The sequence below is a fragment of the Streptomyces sp. NPDC093252 genome (assembly GCF_040683675.1).
GTDB lineage: Bacteria > Actinomycetota > Actinomycetes > Streptomycetales > Streptomycetaceae > Streptomyces.
Map to the genome: position 1 here is coordinate 88,642 of NZ_JBFBEM010000020.1, position 23,029 is coordinate 111,670.

At 74.0% G+C, this 23,029-nt stretch carries 21 protein-coding genes and 1 pseudogene; 7 read left to right on the top strand and 15 right to left on the bottom strand.

What is annotated here, in order from left to right; genetic code table 11:
* Positions 1–18: 18 nt before the first annotated feature.
* The 11 genes and pseudogenes from AB0O01_RS33220 to AB0O01_RS33270 all read right to left on the bottom strand — a co-directional run bounded on the left by AB0O01_RS33220 (position 19) and on the right by AB0O01_RS33270 (position 9,743).
* Positions 19–777 carry a GntR family transcriptional regulator gene (locus tag AB0O01_RS33220; protein WP_365319322.1) on the bottom strand — a complete coding sequence of 253 codons (759 nt, stop codon included), beginning with the start codon at positions 775–777 and terminating at the stop codon, positions 19–21.
* Between the two features lie 269 nt (positions 778–1,046).
* Positions 1,047–1,760, bottom strand: a complete 714-nt coding sequence (gene deoC / locus AB0O01_RS33225) for a deoxyribose-phosphate aldolase (RefSeq protein ID WP_365319324.1) — start codon at positions 1,758–1,760, stop codon at positions 1,047–1,049.
* A gap of 44 nt (positions 1,761–1,804) precedes the next feature.
* Positions 1,805–2,260 (bottom strand): D-ribose pyranase, encoded by a 456-nt coding sequence (rbsD, locus tag AB0O01_RS33230; protein WP_365319326.1) that lies wholly within the window; start codon positions 2,258–2,260, stop codon positions 1,805–1,807.
* Between the two features lie 36 nt (positions 2,261–2,296).
* On the bottom strand, positions 2,297–3,868 hold the full coding sequence (locus AB0O01_RS33235; protein ID WP_365319329.1) for a sugar ABC transporter ATP-binding protein: 1,572 nt from the start codon (positions 3,866–3,868) through the stop codon (positions 2,297–2,299).
* The gene (locus AB0O01_RS33240) at positions 3,868–4,917 is read right to left on the bottom strand and encodes a substrate-binding domain-containing protein (RefSeq protein WP_365319331.1); all 1,050 of its coding nucleotides are present in this window, start codon (positions 4,915–4,917) and stop codon (positions 3,868–3,870) included. The genes AB0O01_RS33235 and AB0O01_RS33240 overlap by 1 nt, the downstream gene beginning before the upstream one ends.
* Positions 4,918–5,006: 89 nt before the next feature.
* Positions 5,007–6,044, bottom strand: a complete 1,038-nt coding sequence (locus tag AB0O01_RS33245) for an ABC transporter permease (RefSeq protein WP_365319333.1) — start codon at positions 6,042–6,044, stop codon at positions 5,007–5,009.
* Positions 6,041–6,916 carry a ribokinase gene (locus AB0O01_RS33250; protein WP_365319335.1) on the bottom strand — a complete coding sequence of 292 codons (876 nt, stop codon included), beginning with the start codon at positions 6,914–6,916 and terminating at the stop codon, positions 6,041–6,043. The genes AB0O01_RS33245 and AB0O01_RS33250 overlap by 4 nt, the downstream gene beginning before the upstream one ends.
* Before the next feature lie 201 nt (positions 6,917–7,117).
* Positions 7,118–7,765, bottom strand: coding sequence for a hypothetical protein (locus tag AB0O01_RS33255; protein ID WP_365319337.1), 648 nt, complete (start codon positions 7,763–7,765; stop codon positions 7,118–7,120).
* Between the two features lie 378 nt (positions 7,766–8,143).
* Positions 8,144–8,941: a rod shape-determining protein gene (locus AB0O01_RS33260; RefSeq protein WP_365319416.1), complete on the bottom strand. Its 798-nt coding sequence runs from the start codon at positions 8,939–8,941 to the stop codon at positions 8,144–8,146.
* Between the two features lie 72 nt (positions 8,942–9,013).
* A pseudogene (locus AB0O01_RS33265) lies at positions 9,014–9,343 on the bottom strand (TraR/DksA C4-type zinc finger protein); the annotation flags it as partial.
* Between the two features lie 88 nt (positions 9,344–9,431).
* Positions 9,432–9,743, bottom strand: coding sequence for a TraR/DksA C4-type zinc finger protein (locus tag AB0O01_RS33270; protein ID WP_365319417.1), 312 nt, complete (start codon positions 9,741–9,743; stop codon positions 9,432–9,434).
* Positions 9,744–10,170: 427 nt separating this feature from the next.
* Here AB0O01_RS33270 and AB0O01_RS33275 point away from each other — a divergent pair, with 427 nt between their 5' ends.
* The 6 genes from AB0O01_RS33275 (at position 10,171) to AB0O01_RS33300 (ending at position 16,739) form a co-directional block, all read left to right on the top strand.
* On the top strand, positions 10,171–11,205 hold the full coding sequence (locus tag AB0O01_RS33275) for a sensor histidine kinase (RefSeq protein ID WP_365319339.1): 1,035 nt from the start codon (positions 10,171–10,173) through the stop codon (positions 11,203–11,205).
* A 101-nt stretch (positions 11,206–11,306) separates the two neighbouring features.
* On the top strand, positions 11,307–12,095 hold the full coding sequence (locus tag AB0O01_RS33280; protein WP_365319341.1) for a response regulator transcription factor: 789 nt from the start codon (positions 11,307–11,309) through the stop codon (positions 12,093–12,095).
* 107 nt (positions 12,096–12,202) lie between these two features.
* Complete coding sequence (locus tag AB0O01_RS33285) at positions 12,203–12,523, top strand: hypothetical protein (RefSeq protein ID WP_365319343.1); 321 nt, start codon at positions 12,203–12,205, stop codon at positions 12,521–12,523.
* A 95-nt stretch (positions 12,524–12,618) separates the two neighbouring features.
* Entirely contained in the window at positions 12,619–14,988 is a 2,370-nt protein-coding gene (secD, locus tag AB0O01_RS33290; RefSeq protein ID WP_365319345.1) for a protein translocase subunit SecD, read from the top strand.
* Between the two features lie 142 nt (positions 14,989–15,130).
* Entirely contained in the window at positions 15,131–16,069 is a 939-nt protein-coding gene (locus tag AB0O01_RS33295; RefSeq protein ID WP_365319347.1) for an alpha/beta hydrolase, read from the top strand.
* A gap of 142 nt (positions 16,070–16,211) precedes the next feature.
* Positions 16,212–16,739 carry a hypothetical protein gene (locus AB0O01_RS33300; RefSeq protein ID WP_365319349.1) on the top strand — a complete coding sequence of 176 codons (528 nt, stop codon included), beginning with the start codon at positions 16,212–16,214 and terminating at the stop codon, positions 16,737–16,739.
* On the opposite strand, the gene AB0O01_RS33305 is transcribed toward AB0O01_RS33300, so the two are convergent.
* The gene (locus AB0O01_RS33305) at positions 16,719–17,681 is read right to left on the bottom strand and encodes an LLM class flavin-dependent oxidoreductase (protein ID WP_365319351.1); all 963 of its coding nucleotides are present in this window, start codon (positions 17,679–17,681) and stop codon (positions 16,719–16,721) included. The genes AB0O01_RS33300 and AB0O01_RS33305 overlap by 21 nt on opposite strands.
* 184 nt (positions 17,682–17,865) lie before the next feature.
* On the opposite strand from AB0O01_RS33305, the gene AB0O01_RS33310 reads away from it, so the two are divergent.
* Positions 17,866–19,362 carry a glutamate decarboxylase gene (locus AB0O01_RS33310; protein ID WP_365319353.1) on the top strand — a complete coding sequence of 499 codons (1,497 nt, stop codon included), beginning with the start codon at positions 17,866–17,868 and terminating at the stop codon, positions 19,360–19,362.
* A 16-nt stretch (positions 19,363–19,378) separates the two neighbouring features.
* On the opposite strand, the gene aztD is transcribed toward AB0O01_RS33310, so the two are convergent.
* The 3 genes from aztD to AB0O01_RS33325 all read right to left on the bottom strand — a co-directional run bounded on the left by aztD (position 19,379) and on the right by AB0O01_RS33325 (position 23,014).
* A complete protein-coding gene (gene aztD, locus AB0O01_RS33315) occupies positions 19,379–20,608 on the bottom strand; it encodes a zinc metallochaperone AztD (RefSeq protein WP_365319355.1) in 1,230 nt (409 codons plus the stop codon).
* Between the two features lie 142 nt (positions 20,609–20,750).
* Positions 20,751–21,731 (bottom strand): zinc ABC transporter substrate-binding protein AztC, encoded by a 981-nt coding sequence (gene aztC / locus AB0O01_RS33320; RefSeq protein WP_365319357.1) that lies wholly within the window; start codon positions 21,729–21,731, stop codon positions 20,751–20,753.
* Positions 21,728–23,014 carry a hypothetical protein gene (locus tag AB0O01_RS33325; protein WP_365319359.1) on the bottom strand — a complete coding sequence of 429 codons (1,287 nt, stop codon included), beginning with the start codon at positions 23,012–23,014 and terminating at the stop codon, positions 21,728–21,730. The genes aztC and AB0O01_RS33325 overlap by 4 nt, the downstream gene beginning before the upstream one ends.
* Positions 23,015–23,029 lie beyond the last annotated feature (15 nt).

The window sequence follows — 23,029 nt, forward strand, 5'->3', positions numbered from 1 at the left end:
CCCCGCGAGGCTCCCGGTTCAGCGGCGCAGCAGCAGCGAGGTGACCCGCAGCCGGCCGCTGTGGATCCAGACGTCGGAGTACTCCACCGGCCGGTCGTCGGCGAGATAGGTGACCTGCTGGAGGTACTGCACGGGCGCGCCCCCGGTCAGTGCCAGCGCCTCGGCGACCTCGGGGGTGGCGGCCTCCGCGCTGAACGTACGGCGGGCGGTGGCGATCTTCAGTCCGTAGGTGCCCTCCAGGACACCGAAGAGGCTGGAGGTGGTGAAGTCGGTCTGCTCGATGCCGGGGGCGAGATCGGTCCGGACGAAGTTGAAGAGCAGGGCGACGGGGCCCTCCGCGGTGGAACGGACCCGGACCAGCCGCAGGACCCGGATGCCGGGGCCGACGTCCAGCAGGGCGGCGACCGGCTGCGGAGGGACGATCAGCGAGCACTCGCGGACCGAGGTGGTGGTCACCACGCCCTGGCTGGCGAAGTCCTCGGAGAGGGTGCTCAGCTTCTGGGCGATGGCGGGTTCGATGGTGGTCGAGGTGACGAAGGTGCCGCGACCGCGGACCTGGCGCAGCAGGCCCTCCTCGATGAGGGTGGTGAGGGCGCGGCGCAGGGTGCCGCGGCTGACGCCGAACTCGTCGGCGAGTTCCGGTTCGCTCTTGAGGCGGTAGTGGGCCGGCCACTCACCACTGGCGATGCGCAGCCGGATGTGTTCCGAGATCTGCGCGTGGATCGCCGTGGGGACATCGCGCTTGATGTCCGGAAGTCCCCCATTGTCGGCCGTCACGTTCGTCGTGTCTCCTTCTCGACTCTGCTCGGGTCTGCTCTTCATGTCTGCTCTTCATGCGTCTTCGCGGCGCTGCTCAGATCTGCTCTTCATGCGTCTTCGCGGCTCTGCTCGGGTCCGCTCTTCTTGCGCGCCGCCCCAGCGGACGCCGGGCCACCCCGGGTCGCCCCTGCTCGCCGCCCCGCGCCATCCCGGGTCACCCCCGGTCCGGCGGGTGCCGCCGCGCCCCTGGCCACGGTAGTCGGCCGGGGCGCGGCGGCGGCGGCCGGTCAGTAGCTGACGGTCGACGCGTCCCCGGTGTCGGTGATGATCGCCAGTCCGGCGCTGGTGCCGAGCAGGGAGGCGCCCGCACGCAGCAGTTCCACGGCCTGCGGGTAGGTCTTGATGGCCCCGGACGCCTTCACCCGGACGCCGTCCCGCGCCCGCTCGACAAGGTAGCGAACGCTGGCCGGGTTCGCCGTCTCGATCTGCCCGCTGCTGGCGTTCTTGAGGAAGGCGACGCCCGCCTCCATCGCGAGGTCGACGGCCGCGTCCTTCTCAGCGTCGGTCAGCAGCGGCAGTTCGAGCATCACCTTGACCGGCCCGCCGAAGGCGCGGACCACTCCGGCGATGTCGTCGCGGAAGTCGTCGTACCGGCCGCTCTTGAGCCAGCCGACCTGGACGCCGATGTCGAGCTGGGTGGCGCCGAGGCGGGCGATCTCGGCGGCCTCGGCGGCCTTGCCCGCGCTGGTCATCACGCCGACGGTGGGGAAGTCCAGGGCGGAGGCGACCTCCACCCCGGTGCCGCGCAGTTCGGCGGCGACGACGGTGATCCAGGAGGCGGGCACCATGGCCGCGTTGAAGCCGTGGGTGACGGCCTCCCGGGCATGGGCCACCATGACGTCGCGCGTGGCGTCCGGGTCGATCCTGGTGTGCTGGATGTAGGGCGCCAGCCGGGCCGGGGTGAGGTCGGCGGCGACCGCGGTGGCGGTGGTTTCGGACACGGGGTGATCTCCTCTTGGTGGGGTGGGGGTGGGGAGCCGGTGGCTCAGACCTGGGTGGCGTACTGCGGCGGGACGACGACGCCCTCGCCGCCGAACCAGCGGGGCGCGTCGACTCCGCAGTACAGGCCGATGTTTCCCCAGGGCTCGAAGGCCCCGGTGCGGACGACGGCCTTGGCCTCGCGGGCGAGTGCGCCGAGCACCTCCGCGTGCGGGCGGGTGCTGAACTCGGCGCCGGAGAACCGGTACCGGAGCCACTTGTCGAGCCGGGGGTTGTGGCTCGGCACGTCCTCGGCGCGGACCACGCCCTCGACGACGATCTCGTCGGCGATCAGCCCGAGGACCGTCCGCAGATCGGGCAGGTTCTCGGCGAGGGCGAGGTCGACGCGGTGGGCGTCGCGGGGCACGGGGAAGCCCGCGTCCACGACGAGCAGCAGATCGGTGTGGCCGAGGGTGGCCAGGACGCCGCTGAGTTCGGCGTTGAGGATGCCGGAGCGCTTCATGGTGCGGTGGTGCCTTTCACGCGGGGGTGTTCGGGGTCAGGCGGCGGCGGCCGGGGCCGCTCCGGTGGCCAGGGTCATGATCGATTCCTCGGTGGCCTCCGCCGTGTCCACGATGTCCACCAGCCGGCCCTCGCTCAGCACCGCGATCCGGTCGGTGAGGGTGAGGAGTTCGGGCAGGTCGGAGGAGGAGCAGAGGATGGCCAGGCCGTCCCGGGCGAGGGCGAGGAGCCGGTCGTAGATCTCGGCCTTGGCGCCGATGTCGACGCCGCGGGTGGGCTCGTCGAGGATGAGGACGCCGGGGTCGATGGCCAGCCAGCGGCCGAGGACGGCCTTTTGCTGGTTGCCGCCGGACAGGCTGGTGATGGGCTGGCCCATGGTGGCGGTCTTGACCGTCAGCCGCCGCGCCTGGTCGGCGGCGCTCGCGTCGAAGGCCCGTCGGCGGACCATGCCGAACCGGCTGAACGCCCTGGTGGTGAGGGCGCCGATGTTCTCGCCGACGCTCATGGTGGTGAGCAGGCCCTGGGCGCGGCGTTCGCCGGGCACGAACGCGAGACGGCGTTCGACGCTGGCGATGGGGTCGCGCTGGTCGTAGGGGCGGCCGAGGAGTTCGACGGTGCCGCCGGTGCCGCGGTCGCCGCCGAACAGGTTGTGCAGCAGTTCGACGCGTCCGGAGTCGGGCAGTCCGGCGACGCCGAGGATCTCGCCGGGGCGCAGGTCGAAGGAGATGCCGCGGTGGCGGCGTCCGCTCAGCCCGCGCACGGCGAGGGCGGGCGGGACGGCCGGGTCGCCGGGGCGGTCGGCGCGGCGGGTGAACTGGCCCAGTTCGCGGCCGACCATGGCGGCCACCGCCCGGTCGGGGGTGGTCCCGGCGCGCGGCCAGGAGGCGACATGGCCGCCGTCGCGGAGCACCTGGATGTGATCGGCGAGCCGGAACACCTCGGGCATCCGGTGGGAGACGTAGAGCATGGTCGTCCCGGCCGACTTGAGCTGGGCCATCAGGGCGAACAGCCGGTCGGCCTCGGCGGGGGTGAGCATCGCGGTCGGCTCGTCCAGGATGAGGACCCGGCAGCCCCGGGCGAGGGACCGGGCGACCACGATGAGCTGCTGGGTGGCCAGGTCCAGGGTGCGGACCGGGGCGCCCGGGTCGAGGTGGAGGTCGAGTTCGGCGAGGAGTTCGCGGGTGCGTTCGCGCATCCGGCGCGGGGAGGGGAACCAGCGGCTGCCGGGCTCGACGCCGCTGAGCACGTTCTCGGCGATGGTGCGGTCGGGCAGCAGCGACAGTTCCTGCGGCACGATCGCGACGCCGTGCCGGCTGAGGACGGTGGCCGGGTCGTAGGCGGTGACCGGTTCACCGAAGACGGTGACCGTGCCGGCGCTGGGCGGCTGGAGCCCGGCGAGGATCTTCAGCAGGGTGGACTTGCCGGCGCCGTTCTCCCCGAGGAGGGCGGTGATCTCGCCCGCGGGGACGTCGAAGGAGACGTCGTGCAGGGCGCGGACGGGGCCGAAGTTGCGGGTGAGTCCGCGGACGCTGACGGCGCAGCCGGGGTCGGGGGGTGCCGGGGGGCTGGTCGCCCCCGCTTCACGGCTCACGGCGCCTTCGCGGTTCATCAGTCCTCCACGGTGGCGGAGTCGAGGGTGTCGGCGGTGATGAACTGGGCGCCGGTGTCCACGCCCTTGATCTCGGTGCCCCGGGTGAGGAAGTCGTGGAGCACCTTGACCGCCTGGTAGCCCTGCTCGGTGGGGTTCTGGCTGATGGTGAAGTCCAGGACGCCCTTGTCGATGTACTCGGCGGTCTGGGTGAGCAGGTCGAAGCCGCCCATGGTGATGGTGTCGGCCCTGCCCGACCCGGCGACCCACTTGGCGGCGGCGGTGGTGGAGCAGCAGTCGAGCCCGGCGACGGCGACGACGTCCTTCTTGCCGGACATGGTCGACTCGACGGTGTTGTAGGCGGCGTTGGGCTCGTTGCCGACGTTGACCGGGCCGACTATCTTCAGGCCGCTGCCCTCAAGTCCCTCCTCGAAGCCGCTGAAGCGGTCGTGGGACCATCCGGCGCCGGTGTCCACGGAGAACACGACGACCGACCTGCCGTTGACGTCGCTGTCGCCGAGGTCCTCGCGGAGCTGTTCGGCCTGCGCCTTCCCGGAGCCCTTCAGGTCCTGGCCGACGAAGCCCATCTGCTCGGAGTCGGGGTTGTCGGTGTTGAAGGAGATGATCGGGATACCGGCCTTGTACGCCTGGCTGATCACCGGCTTGAGGGCGTCGCTGGAGGCGGAGGAGACAGCGAGTCCGTCGACCGCCTTCTGCTGGATCAGGGTCTGGATCTCGGAGACCTGCTTGCCCGCGTCACCGCCGGTCGGGCCGATGAGCTGCACCTCGGCGCCGAACTCGTCGCCCGCCCGGTCCATTCCGGCGCCGATCGGGGTGGCGAAGGCGAGGGACGGGTCGTGGTAGCTGAGCTTGATCCGCATCGGCTTGTCGGCGTCGACGCGGTCCTGGATGTAGGAGGCGAGCCGGAAGGAGCCGTCGCCGGAGGAGCCGGAGTCCCCGGAGCTGCCGGAGGAGTCGGCGGAGGTGACCGCGCCACAGCCGGTGAGGGCGAGGGCCGCGGCGACGGCGGTGGCGGCGGTGAGGGATCTGAGGAGGGTGCGCGGGGACATGGTGACTCCCTTGTCGTGTCCTGGGGCGAGGGGCGAGGGGCGGGCGTGGTTGACCCGGAGGGGACGGGGGAAGCGGGCCGGAAAGGGGGCTACGCGCGGGCCTTGCGGCGGCGCTGCCAGGTGTCCGCGGCGACCGCGGCGACGATGACCAGACCGGTGACGACGGTCTGCCAGAAGGACGAGATGCCCTTGATGTTGAGGATGTTCTGGAGCAGGCCGATGAAGGCGACCCCGATGACGGTGCCCCACATGGTGCCCGAGCCGCCGAAGAGCGCGGCGCCGCCGATGATGACGGCCGAGATGACGGTGAGTTCCAGGCCCTGCCCGGTCACGCCCTGCACATAGGAGAGGAAGGACAGTCCGAGGACCCCGGCGAGTCCGGCGGTGAACCCGGAGAGGACGAACGCGGTGAGCTTGACCCGCTTGACGTTGATGCCGACCAGCCGGGCGGCCTCCTGGTTGCCGCCGACGGCGTAGGTGTTGAAGCCGAAGCGGGAGCGGGCGAGGAGGGCGACGCCGACGAGGGCGACGGCGGCGAAGAACAGGAACTGCATCGGCACGACCCCGAACAACCGCCCCTGACCGAGGAGGTTGAAGTCGGCGACCCCGGACTGTGAGGAGCTGAGGGAGATCGGGGCGCCGTCGGAGATGAGCAGGGCGACCCCCCGGAAGACGCTGAGCGTGCCGAGGGTGACGATGAAGGACGGCACACCGAGCAGCACCACGGCCAGCCCGTTGAGCAGCCCGGCGAGGGCGCCGACGGCGAGGCCGACCAGCATGGCCGCGGTCCAGTTCCAGCCGTCGGATATGAGCATGCCGGTGGAGATCGCGGACAGGGCGTAGGTGGAGCCCACGGAGAGGTCGATCTCGCCGTTGAGGATCACGAAGGTGACACCGACGGCCATGATGCCGATCTGGGCGATCTGCTGGCCGACGGAGAGCAGGTTGTCGGAGGAGGCGAAGGTCGGGGAGAGCCCGGTGCCGAGCAGGAACAGCAGCACCAGCGCGGCGAAGACCCCGGCCTCCCGGGCGTCCAGCAGCCGGCGCAGGGCCTCGGGGGCGCGGCGGGCGGTATCGGCGGCGGGGGGTGCCGCGGTGGTCGGGGGCTTGGAGGTCGTCGAGGTCACGAGGTGTTTCCCATCCGGGCGGCGAGCTGGTCTCTGGTGGGCAGGGCGGGGACGACGCCCGCGATCGTCACGGTGTGGGCGCCCGCGGCGGCGGCGAAGGCGGCGGCCTCCTTGAGGGGGCGGCCCTCGGCGAGGGCGACGGCGAGCGCGGCGGTGAAGGAGTCCCCGGCCCCGGTGGTGTCCACGACGGTCCCGGCGGGGTGCGGGGGTACGTGGGTGAGGCCGGAGTCCTCGGCGATCAGGGCGCCCGCGCCGCCCCGGGTGAGGATCGCGGCCCCGCCGGTGCGCTCGCGCAGGGCGCGGACGAGGTCCTCGTCGCCGAGGCCGTGGCCGTCGGTGAGGCCGAGCAGGACGGGGGCCTCGGTCTGGTTGGGCATGATGACGTCGATCAGCGGCCAGCAGTCGTCGGGGAGCGGCCGGGCGGGGGCCGGGTTGAGGACGGTCCGGGTGCCGGTCTCCCGGCCGGTGCGCAGCGCGGCGACGACGGCGGCCTCGGGGATCTCCATGGAGACGACGAGGAGGTCGGCGGCGGCGATCTCGGCCCGGAAGCCCTCCACCGCGGCGGCGTCGAGTGCGTCCAGCGCGCCGGGGGCGATGGCGATGCGGTTCTCGCCGGAGGGCTCGACCAGGATGAAGCCGACCATGGTGGGGGCCTGTGCGGTGACCACCTGCCCGGCGTCGACGCCCTCCGCCCGCCACAGCTCGCGCGCGGCCCGGCCGAAGTCGTCGTCGCCGACGGCGGTCAGCAGCGCGACCTCGGCGCCCAGCCGGGCGGCGGCGATGGCCTGATTGCTGCCCTTGCCGCCGGGGCCCGGATCGAACACCCCGCCCGAGACGGTCTCCCCCGCCACCGGAGCCTTCGGGAGCCTCATGGTGAGGCCGGCTCCGTAACTTCCGACAACCGCGATCTTCATCGGCGCACCGCTTTGTGTAGGGACAACCATGGACATGAGGGAGCGTAGGTACAGGGATGTCCATAGTCAATCGTTGCGCCGGGGAGAATTTTCGGTGTCATTTTCCGACACTCATTAACAAAATTTCTCAATACTTAAGAAACTTCACATACCGGTCACTCAGGTGGACGTCGTCCAACGCGGCGCGGTCTCCGCCCAGTGGGCGTCCCAGGTGGCGAGATTGCGTCGGCGCAGCGCCAGGACGGCGGCCCCGTGGACGGCACATCCGGCCAGGGCGACGGCGAGGAACGCCAGCAGCGCCCAGCCCATGGTGCGGCTGCGGATCTCGTCGGCGGTCATCGGCGGCCCGGCCGGGGTGCCGTCGGCGGCGACCCAGACGCGGACCCCGTCCCCGGCCGCGAGTCCGGGCGGCACCTCGGCGGCGGCGGTACGGGTCCGGCCGTCCGGGGCGGTGAAGCGGACCTCGGCGGGGTAGCGGGCGAGCCGGGCCTCGTCGGAGCCGGGCTCGGGATGCTCCGGGGCGTCCCGCACCAGCACGGCGGCGAGATGGTGCCGGGTCTGCGCCTCGCGCGCGGCAACGGCCCGGTAGTGCCGCTCGGCGGCGTCACCCGCGCCGAACAGGGCCGTGAGTCCGAGCAGCGGCACCAGCAGCACCAGCGCCAGGGCGCTCCACGCTTCGAGCCGGTCGGTGCGGCGGCGCAGCGGATTGCGGCGCCAGCGCCAGAAGGGAACGGGACGGACGGGGCGGAGGGGGCGTTCGGGCCGCGGGCGGGGCGGCGGCTGGGCGGGGGGTACGGCGCCGGACATGGGACCGACCTCCTTGCGGTGGGCGGGGACTGACGGTGTGTCGGGGGTAAGGGGTGGGGTGGGGGCGGGGGTGATCCGGCCGGGCGCGGAGGGGGGAATTGACGAGGGCGTCGGAGTCGGGCCCGGAGGGCGGAATTGACGGGGCGCCGGAGTCGGGCCCGGAGGTCAGAGTTGACAGGGCGTCGGAGTCCGGTGCCGGGGCAGCGGGCCGGGGGCGGGCATGGACGCAGCGTCGGAATCGGGCGCCCGGGGCGCGGGTCGGAATGCGGATAAGGGGCCGCCACGACCGGTGGGGGCGCACCGGCCGTGGCGGCAGGGGGTGGGGACGGGGATCGGGGTCCCGGCCCCTGCGGGGGGCCGGAATCGGGCGGGCGGAGGTCAGACGGGGCGCGGGGCCGCGCCGGTGGACGGGTGGGCGTGGGCGGAGCGCAGGATGCGCGCGGCGCCCCGGATCGCGGCGGTGTGCGGTGCGGGCACCGGCCACAGGGGTGAGTGCAGCTCGCGGGTGAGCCGGTGGACCAGGTCCGGGCGGAGCGCGCCACCGCCCGCCAGCAGCGCGCCCCGGCCCAGCGCCTCCGCGACCAGCGTCGTGGGGTCCTGGCGCAGCATCGAGTCGATCATGGTGACGACGGTTCCGGCGAGGTCCGCCGGGGCGACCCCGTCGCCGAGGTCGGCGGTGCCCAGCGAGGTGCGCCGGGCGTCGAAGACGGCACCGTCCACCAGCAGCACCACCTCGATGAGCTGGGCGCCGATGTCCACCACCAGCAGCGGCAGCGAGAGATCCGCGTCGGCGGCGAGGGCGACGCCACGGGCGCCCGGCACGGTCAGCACCGACCGGGGCCGCAGCACCCGTACCGCCGCGCGGACCCGCTCCCGGTGGCCGGGCCCGGACAGCACCGGCGCGGTGATCACCACCAGCGGACGGGTCAGCCGGGGCAGCCGGCGACCGACCAGCCGGTCGATCATCCGGGCCGCGCCCGGCACGTCCACGATGTCACCGCGCCGGACCGGGTGGACCGCGCCCGGGAAGGTGACGGTGGGCACGTCCAGCACCAGCCCGCGCCCGGCGACCCAGGCCCGGGTGCGGGCGCTGCCCAGATCCAGCGCGACACAGCAGCACGGCCGGCACAGCGGCCAGGGCCGACGCCGGGGGACAGCGGCAATATCGGTATCGATACCGACACCGATATGGGTATTGGTGACAGAAGAGCCCCCGAGGTCACCGGACCCCGGACCGTGCGGCGCGGACCCCGCCTCCCGCACCTGCTGGCAGCGGGCGCAGTAGCGGGCCTGCGGGACGATCAGCAGACGCTCCCGTTCGACGGGACGGCGGCACAGCCCGCACACGCCGTAGCGGCCCTCGGCGATCCGGCGCAGGGCCGCCTCCACATCGGCGAGCACCATGCGCGCGGACGCGGCGAGTTCGATCCGCACCTCGGTCCGGGCCGCGGAGCGGCGTCCGCGCGGATACTCGGACTCGGCGCGCGGCGGTGCCGCGATCTGACGGAGCTGCTCCTGACGGAAGAGCCGCTGTTCGCGCAGGTCCTCCCGCAGCGCGGCGAGGTCCTCGGGCGACAGGCCCCGGTCCTCGGGGGGCAACTGGGCGGCGGCGCGGTCGCCCGCGGTCCGGTGGTTCACGGCATCACCTCGTACCGTCGGGCCGCGGTCAGCCGGCCGCGTGACGCTGGCAGGTGACGCAGTACCGGGTGTACGGGAGGATCTCCAGGCGCTCGGCGGCGACCGGCCGGGCGCAGCCGGCGCAGTCGCCGTAGGTACCGGCCCCGACCCGGGCGAACGCCTCGTCGATCTCGGTGAGCACCCGGCGGATCGCCTCGGCCTGCACGGACAGCAGATGGTCGTCGGCGCTCTGGCCGGTGCCTTCGAGCGCGTGGAGCTGGGCCAGCCGGCTGTTCCGGGCGTGTTCGAGGCGCTGGCGGGCCTCGTGCACGACCGGCCCGACGGTCCTGGACCCCCTGATCCGGTCCTCGGCCGACTTCCCGCCGGGGGAGTTCCCACTGAGGGAGTTCCCACGGGGGATGCTCCCGCTGGGGGTGTTGTTCCCGCTGGGGGAGATGTCGAGCGCCACGGCGGCTCCTCTCTCAAGGCGCGGTACGCGCAGCGACGGCCGTCCGGGCGGGCGGGGCCCGCGGGTCGTCGGCGACCACGGGACAAGCACCGGACCGGACGGCCTGATCCGTCTCCACTGTGCGTGCTCCCGGGCCCCGGTCCCATCGGGCGCAGACCCCATTTCGCGGGGGCCGCGATGACCACATGCCCGCCGTGGGTAGCCCGTGACCTGCGAAATGGGGGTTGGACCCCATCGACGCGCGGGCGGGCGGCGAGGCACGGTGGGGGGACGGAGAGCGCGGTGGGCGCGGAGGCGCGAGTGGAGGGAGAAGGACCCGGTGTCGCTGTTCTGGCGGATCTTCGGGCTGAACGCCGTGGTGCTGGGCGCCGCCACCGGACTGCTGCTGTGGGCGCCGGTGACGGTGTCGGTGCCGGTGCTGCTGACCGAGGCGGTCGTCCTGGTCGGCGGTCTCGGGGTGATGCTGGTCGCCAATGGCGCCCTGCTGCGCTGGGGTCTGGCCCCGTTGGGCCGGCTGACCCGGCTGATGGGCACGGTGGACCTGCTGCGCCCAGGCCAGCGCCTGCCGGTGCCCGGAGCCCGTGCCGAGGACGCCACCGGCAAGGACACCGTCACAGGGCGCCCCACCCGCGAGGCCGCCCCCGGCGGTCGCGGCGGCGAGGTCGCCGAGCTGATCCGGACGTTCAACGCGATGCTGGACCGGCTGGAGCACGAGCGGGCCACCTCCAGTGCCCGTGCCTTGCTGGCGCAGGAGGCGGAGCGCCGCCGGATCGCGCAGGAACTGCACGACGAGGTCGGCCAGGGCATGACCGCGATCCTGCTGGTGCTGAAGCGGGCCGCCGACGACGCCCCGGAGCCGCTGCGCGCGGAGCTTCAGCAGGTACAGGAGATCACCCGGGAGAGCCTGGACGAGGTACGGCGGCTGGTGCGGCGGCTGCGGCCCGGGGTGCTGGAGGACCTGGGCCTGGTCAGCGCCCTGATCTCGCTCACCCAGGACTTCGCCACCCACACCGGGCTGCGGGTGGTGCGCCGCTTCGACGCCGACCTGCCCGCCCTGGAGCCGGAGACGGAACTCGTGCTGTACCGGGTGGCGCAGGAGAGCCTGACGAACACGGCCCGGCACGCCGGGGCCGCCCGGGTGGAGGTGGGGCTGCGCCGGGCCGGGGCGGCGGTGATGCTGGAGATCTCCGACGACGGCCGGGGCATCGAGGCCGCCCACGAGGGCGCCGGGATCCGGGGGATGCGGGAACGCGCCCTGCTGGCCGGGGCGGCGCTGGACATCTCCTCGACGCCCGCCGCAGGCACCCGTATCCGCCTGACCACCCCCGTCCCCGCGACCGGAAAGCAGCCGTGACCATGCCCGACCCCCTACCGCCCCAGCCCTCCCCCATACCCGACCCCCTACCGCCCCAGCCCTCCCCCATACCCGACCCCCTGTCGCCCCAGCCCTCCCCCATGCCCGGCCCTCCGCCCTCCCAGCCCTCCCCCATTCCCGCGCCCCTGCCCTCCCAGCCCTCCCCTGTTCCCTCCCCTGTTCCCTCCTCCGCGCCCGCTCCCTCCCCCACACCCTCGCCGGTCCCCGCCTCCGCCCCCGCGCGCCCCATCCGCATCCTCCTGGCCGACGATCACGCCCTGGTCCGGCGCGGGGTGCGGCTGATCCTGGACCGGGAGCCGGACCTCGAAGTCGTCGCGGAGGCCGGGGACGGGGCGGAGGCCATCGAGGCGGCCCGCGGCCTGGAGGTCGATCTCGCCGTCCTGGACATCGCGATGCCCCGGCTCACCGGCCTCCAGGCCACCCGCGAACTGAGCGCACTGCTCCCGGGTCTGCGGATCCTGATGCTGACGATGCACGACAACGAGCAGTATCTGTTCCAGGCGCTGAAGGCCGGGGCGTGCGGCTATGTGCTGAAATCGGTCGCGGACCGCGATCTGGTCGCCGCCTGCCGGGCCGCGATGCGCGACGAGCCGTTCCTGTACCCGGGCGCGGTGACCGCGTTGATCCGCACCTATCTGGACCGGGTGCGGCACGGCGAGGAGAATGCCGAGCATGTGCTCACCCCGCGCGAGGAGGAGGTGCTGAAGCTGATCGCCGAGGGGCATTCGTCGAAGGGGATCGCCGAGATCCTCTTCATCAGCGTGAAGACCGTGCACCGCCACCGGGCCAATCTGCTGCACAAACTGGCGCTGCGGGACCGGCTGGAGCTGACCCGGTACGCGATCCGCGCCGGGCTGGTGGAGCCCTGACGCCCCCCGCCGGGCCGCCGTCGCGCCGACCCGGCCCCGCCCTCCGTCCGCCCGCGGGTCACCGCCTCGCGGCGACCGTCGGCGCGCTGCTCGCCGTCCTTCTCGCGGTGCTGCCGACCGCGCTGTCCGGGGCGGCCCCGGCCGGTCCGGCGGCGCCGGTCGCCGGGGTCCAGCACACCGGCTCCCCCGCCCAGCACGCCGACGAACCCTGCGTCACCGGCTGCGCCGCCCACGCCCGCGGGACGCGGTACGAGCATCCCGGCGAGCGTCCGTCCCCGCTGGACCAGCACGCCACCCACACCCGTTTCCCGGCGCCCGCCCCGGCCGACGCCGCCCGCGCCGCGGCCCGCGTCCCCGCGCCCTCCCTCTCCCCCGCCCCCGCGGACCGGCACCGCGGCCGGGCACCTCCGGCACACCCCGGCATCTGATCCCTCCCCCTCTTTTTCCGACTTCCGCGTCGGTGACCCGGCCGAGGCATGCCGTGGTGCCGTCGCGCCCCGACCTGCCTGCCGGAGGCATCGACTTGACACGCCGTCACCCCGGGCAGCGCCTGCGCGCGCTGCTCGCCCTCGCCGTGCTCGCCGCTTCACTCGCCATCGCGCTGACCGTGCCCGTCCGACTCGGACTGGATCTGCGCGGCGGCACCCAGATCGTGCTGGAGACCCGTTCCACCCCGACCACCGAGGCCGACCGCGCGGCCACCGACCGCACCCTGGAGGTGCTCCGCGGCCGGATCGACGCGCTCGGCGTCGCCGAACCGACCCTGGTCCGCTCCGGGGACCAGCGGATCATCGTCGAACTGCCCGGGGTCCAGGACCCGGAGCAGGCCGCCGAGGTGCTCGGCCGCACCGCCCAGCTCACCATGCACCCGGTCCTGGGCCCCGCCGACCCGGCGACGACCGCGCCACCGGCCGATTCCGGTGACGAACCCGCCGGGGCCGAACGCGTCCTCCCCGACGAGTCCGGCCAGCCCCTGCGCCTGGGCCCCGCCGGTCTCACCGGGCAGGACGTCGAAGGCGCCGACGCCCGGTTCGACCCGCAGAGCGGCACCGGCTGGCATGTCACCGTCGGCTTCGGCGAGGGCGGCCGGGCCGACTGGACGGCCCTGACCGCGCGGGCCGCCTGCAACCCGCCCGGGGACCCGCAGCGCCGGGTCGCGATCGTGCTGGACGACAAGGTCATCTCGTCACCGCAGGTCGACCCCTCGGTGAGCTGCGGCGCGGGCATCCCCGGCTCGTCCACCCAGATCACCGGGTCCTTCGACGACACCGAGGCCCGCGAACTGGCCCTGCTCATCTCCGGCGGCGCCCTCCCGGTGCCGGTGGAGACCATCGAGCAGCGCACCATCGGCGCCACCCTCGGGGACGCGGCGATCTCCGCCGCCGCCTGGGCCGCCGTCATCGGCACCGCGCTCACCGCGCTGTTCATCATCGTCGTCTACCGCCTGCTCGGCCTGCTCGCCACCATCGCCCTGGCCTGCTACGGCCTGATCTCCTACGCCGCCCTCGCCGCGCTCGGCGCGACCCTGACCCTGCCCGGTCTCGCCGGGTTCGTGCTGGCGATCGGCATGGCGGTGGACGCCAACGTCCTCGTCTTCGAACGGGCCCGGGAGGAACACGCGGCGCGCCGCCGCCCGAGTCCGCGCTCGGCGCTGACGGCCGGTTTCCGGGGCGCCCTGAGCGCCATCGCCGACTCCAACATCACCACCCTCATCGCCGCCGGGCTCCTCTTCCTGCTGGCCTCCGGGCCGGTGCGGGGCTTCGGGGTCACCCTCGGCATCGGGGTGCTGGCGTCGATGGTGAGCGCGCTGGTGATCACCCGGGTCCTCGCCGAGTGGGCGGCGGGCCGGGGGCTGGTCCGGCGCAGGCCCCGGATCAGCGGTATCGCGACCATCGGATGGGTGCGGGAGCGGCTGACCCGCAGGGATCCGTTCCTGATGCGCAGGCCGCGCCGCTGGCTGGCCGTCTCCGCCGCCGCGCTGGTGCTCGCCGGGTCGGGCGTGCTGGTGCGCGGGCTGGACTTCGGGATCGAGTTCACCGGCGGCCGGCTGATCGAGTACCGCACCAGCACCGCGGTCGACCCGGACCGGGCCCGCGCCGCGCTCGCCGACGCCGGGGTGCCCCGCGCCGTCGTCCAGTCCTCCGGGGACGACGCGGTGACGGTACGGGCGGAGGACCTCAGCGACGCCGACGCGGACACCGTCGCCGAGACCATCGGACGGCTCGGCGGCGACACGGAGCAGGTCCGGGACGAACTGATCGGCCCGAGCCTCGGCGAGGAACTGCGGCGCAACGCGCTGATCGCCCTGGGCCTGGCCCTGGGTGCCCAGCTCCTCTATCTCTCGGTCCGCTTCCGCTGGATGTTCGCGGCCGGTGCGGTGGGTGCGCTGGCGCACGACGTCGTCATCCTGGCCGGGGTGTTCGCCTGGCTCGGCAAGCCCATCGACGGACTGTTCCTGGCCGCACTGCTGACCGTGGTGGGCTACTCGGTCAATGACTCGGTGGTCCTCTTCGACCGCATCCGCGAACTCCTCGCCCGGGACCGCACCACCCCCGTGGCCCGGCTCACCAACCGGGCGATCCTCCAGACCCTCCCCCGCACGGTCAACACCGGGATGGGCGCGGCCATCATCCTCACCGCCCTCGCCGTCCTGGCCGACGACGCCCTCACCGACTTCGCCCTGGCCCTGCTCATCGGCCTGGCGGTCGGCACGTACTCCTCCGTCTTCATCGCCTCCCCCCTGACCATCGCCCTGCACCCGACCACCCGAACCGCCGAACGAGCCCGGCAGCACCTGAAGGAGAAGGGGAAGGAGATGGAGAAGGGGAAGGAGGAACAGGGCCAGGGACGGAAACCGGCCCAGAGGGAAGCCCAGAAGCAGGAGCAGCCCTGAGCAAGCCCCCCGCCCGCTGATCCTGGGCCGTCTCGAAAGCCCCCTCGGCCGAAACGCGGGTGCGCCGCCGCCCGGCTCGGTGGTACTACCTGGGGCTCCCGCCCGGACGGAACGGCCGCCCGGGAGCGGGCCGGAGGCCGAGGTGACCGATCTGACCGGGACGACCAGGACGAGCGGAACGACCGGGATGAACGGGACGGCCGAAGTGACCGGATCGACCGAGGCAACCGGGGCAACCGGATCGACCGAGGCAACCGGCGCGACCGGCGCGACCGGGGTCCCCTGGACCGAGCGGGCCGTCATCCGGGACGGCGTCCGGCTGGTGTGCCGGGACTGGGGCGGGGACGGGCCGCCGATCGTGCTGCTGCACGGACTGGCCGGGCACGCCGGGGAGTGGGACGCGCTGGCGGGACGCCTCGCCGGTGCCTGGCGGGTGCTCGCACTGGACCAGCGCGGGCACGGCGGGAGCGAGCGGCGGCCGGGTGAGGTGTCGCGGGCCGCGTACGTGGCCGATGTGGTGGCGCTGGTCGAGGGGCTGGGGCTCGCGGTGCCGGTGGTGCTGGCCGGGCAGTCCCTGGGCGGGCACACGGCGGTGCTGACGGCGGCCCGGCATCCGGAGTTGGTCCGGGCGCTGGTGGTGGTCGAGGCGGGGGCGGGCGCTCCGGACCCGCGGGGACCGGAACGGATCGGCCGGTGGCTGGACTCCTGGCCGGTGCCGTTCCCGTCGTACAGGGACGCGGTGCGGTTCTTCGGCGGGGGCGCGGTCGGCGCGGGGTGGGCGGACGGGCTCCGGGCGCGGGACGGCGGTCTGTGGCCCCGGTTCGACCGGGAGGTGCTGGTGCGGGCGCTGGCGGAGACCGCCGAGCGGTCGTTCGCGGCCGACTGGGACCGGGTCGCCCGCCCCACCCTGCTGGTGCTCGCCGAGTCCGGCTTCCTCGCCCCGGCCGAGGTGGACGACCTGCTGCGGCGCCGGATGCCGGAGCTGGCGGTGAGCGTCCCCGGCACCGGCCACGACCTCCATCTCCAGCGCCCCGACATCCTGGCCGCCCTGATCGCCCGCTTCCTGCCCGGCCCGGGGTGAACTGCCCGAGTGGGCGGACCGCATGCCCCTTCGGCGCGGGCACCGGCCCCGCCATTGACGCCACCGCCGCCCGGCCCCACCATGAGGACCGGCTGTGCCGGACGGGCCCCGGTGACGCCGGAGGGATCGGAGAGCGCACGCGGTGACCGACCAACTCGCACCGGACGCCTGGGCCGCCCCGCTGCCCATGGCGTACGACCCCCTGTGGGCGCGGCTCACCGAACGGGTGGCCGCGGGCCGCTATCCCGAGGCCGTCGCCGCCGCCGACCACCTGGAGTCGGCCCTCGACGAGGACTTCGGCCCCCTGCACCCCTACACCGTCAACGCGCTGACCGTACGGGCCTGGCTCACCCTGCTGTCGGCCGCCCGGACCCACGCGTGGGCGGAGACGGCCGCGCATCTGGTCGAGACGACCCAGCGCCGGCGGGCCGCCGAGGCACCCGACGAGGAGACCCACCGCACCCTGCGCAACGCCCACGCGGTGTGGACGCTCCTCACCAGCCGGGACCCGGAGACCGCCCGCGAACTCGCCGGGCTGCTGCTGCCGCTGCTCGCCGCCCTCCCGCTGGAGGAGGAGCGGCGGCGCTGCGCCGGGGCGGTGGCCCCCTGGGTCGACGGCGGGACGGACCGGGACGCGCCCCGGCCCGCCTCAGAGCACGGCCGCCAGTGAGTCCAGCGCCTTGAGGGGGTCCGGGCCCGCCGGGGTGAGGACCGCGCTGGTGACGCCCGCCTCGAACAGTCCGGCCAGGGTCGCGCGGGCCTGTTCCGGGGTGCCGGTGACGGCGAGTTGCCGCACCCAGGGGTCCGGGAGGGCCTGGGCGAACTCCTCGGGGCCCGCGCTGCGGGCGCGCAGGGCGAGCAGTTCGTCGTGGAAGGGCAGCGGCGCGATGTGGGGCCGCCAGTCGGGTTCGGCGACCGGCGCGAGCGCGGGCCGGACGGCGGCCAGGGCGACGGCCGGGTCGGGGTGGACGGCGGCCACGTTGTAGGCGACGAGGCGGTGCGGGCGGTCGGCGGAGATCCGGGCGAGTGCCCAGCGCGCGTACGCGGGGGTGACCGGCTCGGCGAGCAGGGTGCCGTCGGCCACCGCGCCGGACACGGCGAGGGACTTGGGCCCGCGCACCCCGGCCAGCACCTCGGGAACCGTCCCGGGCAGGGCGCTCGCGTCCAGCCGCACCCCGTCGACCGTGACGTACCGCCCCGTGTGCCGGACCTCCTCACCGGCCAGGAGCCCCTTGAGGACGGTGATGTACTCGCCGAGCAGGGTGAGCGGGCTGGCGGGCCAGGCGCCGACACTGCGCATCCAGTGCGGCATGCCGTGGCCGACGGTGATGTCCAGGCGGCCGGGGTGGAGCTGGGCGAGGGCGGCGATCTCCATGGCCGCGAAGGCGGCGTTGCGGGCGGCGGCCGGCAGCAGTCCGACACCGACCCGGATCCGGGTGGTGACGGCCAGGACGGTGGCGGCCTGGACCAGCCCGCCCCGGTAGCCGAGATCCTCGACCACCCACAGTTCCCCGAAGCCGAGGTCCTCCGCCCGCCGGGCGAACGCGACGACCTCACCCGCCGGAAGGTCGCGCGGCACGCTGACACCGATCACGTCGTTCCGTTCGGTCATGGTGGTCTCCTTTGTGCCGTTCCTGGACTGTCTCCGTGCGTCCCCAGTATGTCCAAGGGAAAATCGCGTTCATCAGTATGTAAATCGATCACTGGATCGGGGGAATCGGCGAAGCCGGGAGGGGCCTTGGCGATCTAGCGTCGGACACGACGGGGGCCGCACTCCAGAAAGGCACTTCGCAGCCATGTCCCTACCGCAGACCGACGTCAGGCCCGGCACCACCTCCCGCTCCACCCGCGCCACCCGCCCGGGCCGCTCCGGAGAGTACGACGGCGAGAGCGAGAGCGAACCCGAGGAAGGAACCGGCACGGGCACCGGCATCGCGCAAGCCCCGTCCCTGTCCCCGGCCCTCTCCCCGGCCCTCTCCCCGGAGGTCGCCGTCCTCCCCGATGTCGCTCCGCCCCTCGACGAGTTGCCGCTCACCGCGTCCGCGCCCGAGCTGATCTCCCGGCGCGTGCGGGACGAGCTGATGCTCGACGGCAACGCCCGCCTCAACCTCGCCACCTTCGTCACGAGCTGGATGGAGCCGCAGGCCCGGCAACTGATGGCCGAGACGGCGGAGAAGAACCTCGCCGACCGCGCCGAGTACCCGCAGATCACCGCCATGGAGGAGCGCTGCGTACGGATGCTGGCGCGACTGTGGCACGCGCCGCGCCCGGAGCAGGTGCGGGGCTGCTCCACCACCGGCTCCAGTGAGGCCGCCATGCTCGGCGGGCTCGCCCTCAAGCGCCGCTGGCAGCAGCGCCGCCGCGCCCAGGGCAAGGACACCGCCCGCCCCAATCTGGTGATGGGCTCGAACGTCCAGGTCTGCTGGAAGAAGTTCGCCAACTACTTCGAGGTGGAGCCCCGTTACGTCCCCATGGAGCCGGGCCGCTACCACCTCACCCCCGACACCCTCACCGCCTACTGCGACGACCACACCATCGGGGTCGTCACGGTCCTCGGCTCCACCTTCGACGGCTCCTACGAGCCCGTCGCCGACATCTGCCTGGCCCTGGACGGCTACCAGGCCGCCACCGGCACCGACATCCCGGTCCATGTCGACGGCGCGTCCGGCGCGATGGTCGCCCCGTTCCTGGATCCCGGTCTGATGTGGGACTTCCAGTTGGAGCGGGTCGCCTCCATCAACACCTCGGGCCACAAGTACGGGCATGTCTTCCCGGGCCTGGGCTGGGCCCTGTGGCGGGACGCCGCCGCGCTCCCCGACGACCTGGTCTTCGAGGTGGACTACCTGGGCGGCAGCTCGCCCAGCTTCACCCTCAACTTCTCCCGCCCCGGCGCCCATGTCGTCGCCCAGTACTACAGCTTCCTGCGCTACGGCTTCGAGGGCCTGCGCAATCTGGCCGCCCAGAACCGCACGACGGCCCGTGCCCTCGCCGCCCGCATCGGCGCCCTGACGCCCTACGAGCTGGTCACCGACGGCTCCGAACTCCCGGCCTTCGCCTTCCGGCTGGCCCCCGGCACCCCGGGCTTCACGGTGTTCGACGTCTCCGCCGCCATGCGCGCCCGCGGCTGGCATCTGCCCGCCTACGACTTCCCCGCGCCCTGCCAGGACGTGTCCGTCCTGCGGCTGGTGGTCCGCACCGGGTTCACCGCCGAACTCGCCGGCATGTTCATCGCCGACCTGACCGATGTCACCCACCGGCTGCGGACCGCCCCCGCCCACCTGGCGACGGCCTGACGCACCAGCGGGGCGGTCAGTGGCCGGAGACCACCCCCGACAGTTCGTTGGTGCGGTCCGGCAGGGTCACCGAGGTGGTCTTCCGCCCGGTGTCCAGATCGACCGCGTGCAGGGCGCTCTTCCCCGGCTCGGAGACATACGCGGTGTGGCCGCGCACGAACAGGGTGGGCCGGGCCTCCTGCCAGTCGAGCGGCTCCTCCCACTCCCCCACGACCGGGATCCGCTGCGTCACGTCACCGCTCTCCGGGTCGATGACGTGCAGGGCGCCGTCCGTGCCGAGGACGAGGGCCTCGCCGTGCGGGCCGCGGCCCAGCGAGCGGAAGGAGTAGCTGGTGCCGAGGTCGACCAGACGCAGGGTGGCCTTCTCGGTGTCGATGAGGGAGATCCGGGTCGGCCGCTCCAGCTCGGCGTCCGGGTCGGTCTTGTAGTCGCCGAGCAGGACGGGGGACTCGTCGCTGCCGGACTGGTTGCCGATCCGGCCGTAGGCGTCGGGGGCGTCGACCTTGGTGAACTCGCCGTCCCGGTACAGCAGGACGCCGTCCTCGCAGCCGACGGCCACCGCCTCACCCCGGGCGGCGGCCTCGCCGTGCACCCCGGGGCAGTTCTCGGCGCGGGCGATCTCCCGGTTGTCCCGGTCCAGGACGAGGGCCCCGGTGCGCTCCTCCTCGGTGCCGAGGGTGCTGAGCAGTTCCCCGTTGCTCAGCTCGACGGCGACCCCGTGATGCGGCGCGGCGGAGGTGTACGTACGGCTCTCGGGCCGCTCGCCCGCGCCGAGGTCGGCGGGGTCGAAGACGGCGACCTCCCCGGTGCCGTCGGTGAACAGCGCGGTGCGCCCCGCGTGCCGTACGACATGGCCCGGCTCGGCACCGGGGTAGGTGATGCCGGTGAAGGTCTGCGCGGTGGCGTCCAGGACGCGGAAGCCGGTGTCGGTGGAGACGATGACATGGTCGGCGTCCCCGGCCGGGTTGACCCGGTTGAAGCCGGGCAGCTCGATGGTGCTCGCGACCTCCAGGGTGTCGCCGTCGAGGATGTGCAGTCCGCCGTCGAAGGTGGCGACCAGGGGGTCGGTAACCGGGGTGGCGCTCGGGGCGTTCTTGGCCCGGGTGTCGGCGGACGACTGCCGGGCGGAGTCGGCGCCGCCGCCCCCGCAGGCGGTGAGGACCGTGGCCACGGCGAGGGTGAGGGCGGTGCCCGCGAGGGCGCTGCGGCGCCTCGGCGGCCGGGATATGGATCTGAGGGTGTGCATGGTGGTTTCCTTCCTCTCGGTGCCGTCGCATGCGCGCGGCGTTTCGGGTGGGGCGCTTGAGGGACCGGGCGGACCGGGGCTCAGCCACCGGTCGGGCCGCTGGTCGGTCAGGGCGCTGGCCAGCCGTCGGTCGGGGCGCCGGTCAGGTGCCGTTGGTCAGGCCGTCGGTCATGGCGGTGGTGTTGGCGCGCATCATCCGCAGATAGGTGTCGGCTCCGCCGTCCTCGGTGGTGAGTGACTCGGAGTGCAGTTCGATCACCCGGACCCCGTCGCCCAGTTCGGTGCGGAGCACCTCGGCGAGCCGGGTGGGCCGGGAGGAGTCGGCGAACACCGTGCGCACCCCGGCCCGCTCCATCGCCCGGGTCAGCGAGCGCAGATCGGCGGAGCTGGGGGAGGCGAGGGTGGTGCCGCTGGGGACGACCGCGCCGATCACCCGGAAGCCGAACCGGTCGGCGAGATAGCCGAAGACATGGTGGTTGGTGACCAGCGCCCGCCGGTCCTCGGGTATCCGGTCGAAGGAGTCGGTCATCCAGTCGGTGAGGTCGGCGAGAGCGCGGTCGTAGCTCTCGGCGTTGGCGCGTATGGCCGTGCCGTCCACCCCGTCGCCATGCTCGGTGATCTGCTCGGCGATCAGCCGGGTGGCGGTGCGGACCCGGTCCGGGTCGGTCCAGAAGTGCGGGTCGGGTGCGCCCGCCCCGTCCCGGGGACCGCCCTCGTCGCCGGCCCGGAAGGTGAGCGGATCGACCGACCGGCCCACCTCGAAGACCTCCACCCCGGCGTCGCGGGCCGCCGTCACATGCCGCAGCACGTTCTCCTCCAGACCAAGCCCGTTGTAGACGACGAGGTCGGCCCGCTCCAGTTCGGCGGCCTGCACCGCCGACAGCCCGAACGAGTGCGGGTCGGCGCCGGGCCGCATCAACACCGTCACCTCGGCCTCGGAACCGGCTATCTCCCGGGTGATGTCACCGAGGATGTTCGTGGTGACGACGATCCTGGGCGGCTCCTCGCCCCGGGCGCAGGCTCCGGCCGCGGCGACGGTGACCAGCGCGACCAGCGTCATCAGCAGCCCGCGCACCCGCGCCACCGCCACCCGGGCCCGCCGCTTCACCCGCGCCCCGCTCATCGCCCGGTCTCCGTCATCAGCCGGGGCGCGATGTCCAGGGGGAAGGTCCGCGCGACCCGCAGCCGGTCGTGGTGGTCGATCTCCAGCACCCGCCTGCCGAGCGGGTCGTTGACATAGGCGCGGCTGCGGTCGACCTCGATGACCGGCGCGACCTCCGCTCCCGGTGTCACCAGCCGCTCGGTGCGGGCGAGTTGCTCACCGTCGGCGAGGTCGAAGCCGCGCAGGGTGCCGTCGGGGGCCAGCACCAGCAGCGGGGAGCCCTCCCCGGCGGTGTTCACGGCGACGAACGGCCCGGTCTCCACCCGCGTCCAGGTCTTCTCCCCCACGTCCAGCACCCAGACGGCGTCGTCCCCGGCGGGTGCGGCGAGGGTGTCGCCGCCCGGCCGGTACCGGAAGTCCGCGGCCCGCTCCCCCTCGGGCACCGGCTCCCCGTACGGGATCTCATCGACGGTGAGGGCGCCGTCCCGCTCGCCGACCAGCAACGCCCCCTCGGCGCACGCCAGCACCACCCCCCGCCGGGTGACGGCGTCGCCCGCCGGCTCGGCGCACTCGGCGTCCGGCACCTCGGCCCGCTGCCCCGCCCGGTCCAGCGCGACCAGCCGCGCCGCCCCGCCGCCGTCGTCCGCGACCAGCGCCACCAGGTGCCCGGCGAAGGGGACGACCGGGACGGTGTAGGTCCCCGGCAGCGGGCGGGCGGTCCCGGTGCGGCCCGCCTCCCAGTCGGCCCGCCGGTACAGCGCGGCCCGTCCCCGGTCGTCGGTGACGGCGGTGACGGCGGTGTCGCCGCGCACCTGGGCGGCTTCGCCCGCGGGGAGTTCACCGATGTCCTTGAGGTCCGCGCGGTAGTAGTGGACGTGGTCCCCGTGGTCCACGGTCCAGGCCCCGGTGTCGAGCACCCGGACACCCTCGCCGGTGTGCAGGAACCCGAACCGCCCGTCCGTGCCGATCCGTACGGCGTCCCGCACCGGGGCCGTGTCGTGGGCCTGGCCGGTGATCAGGTCCAGCACCTGGGTGCTGCCGCTGTCCGGGTCGTTGAGGAGCAGCCGGGACTGCTGCTCGGCGGTCTCCCGCGCGCCCTCGACATGGCCGTGCGGAGCCGGGGACGCGGAACCGGTGTCCGCCGGGGGCCTGTTGTCCTCGGCGGTGCCGTCCCCGGGTCCGGCGCAGGCGGCGGTGGCGAGCAGGGCGGTGAGCAGCAGGGCGGGGAGGGGGCGGGCCGTCGGCGGCCGGGGGGCGGGGGGCGGGGCGGGTGAGGTGTCGTCGGGTCGAACGGTCGGGGCCATCGCCTCGGGTTTCCT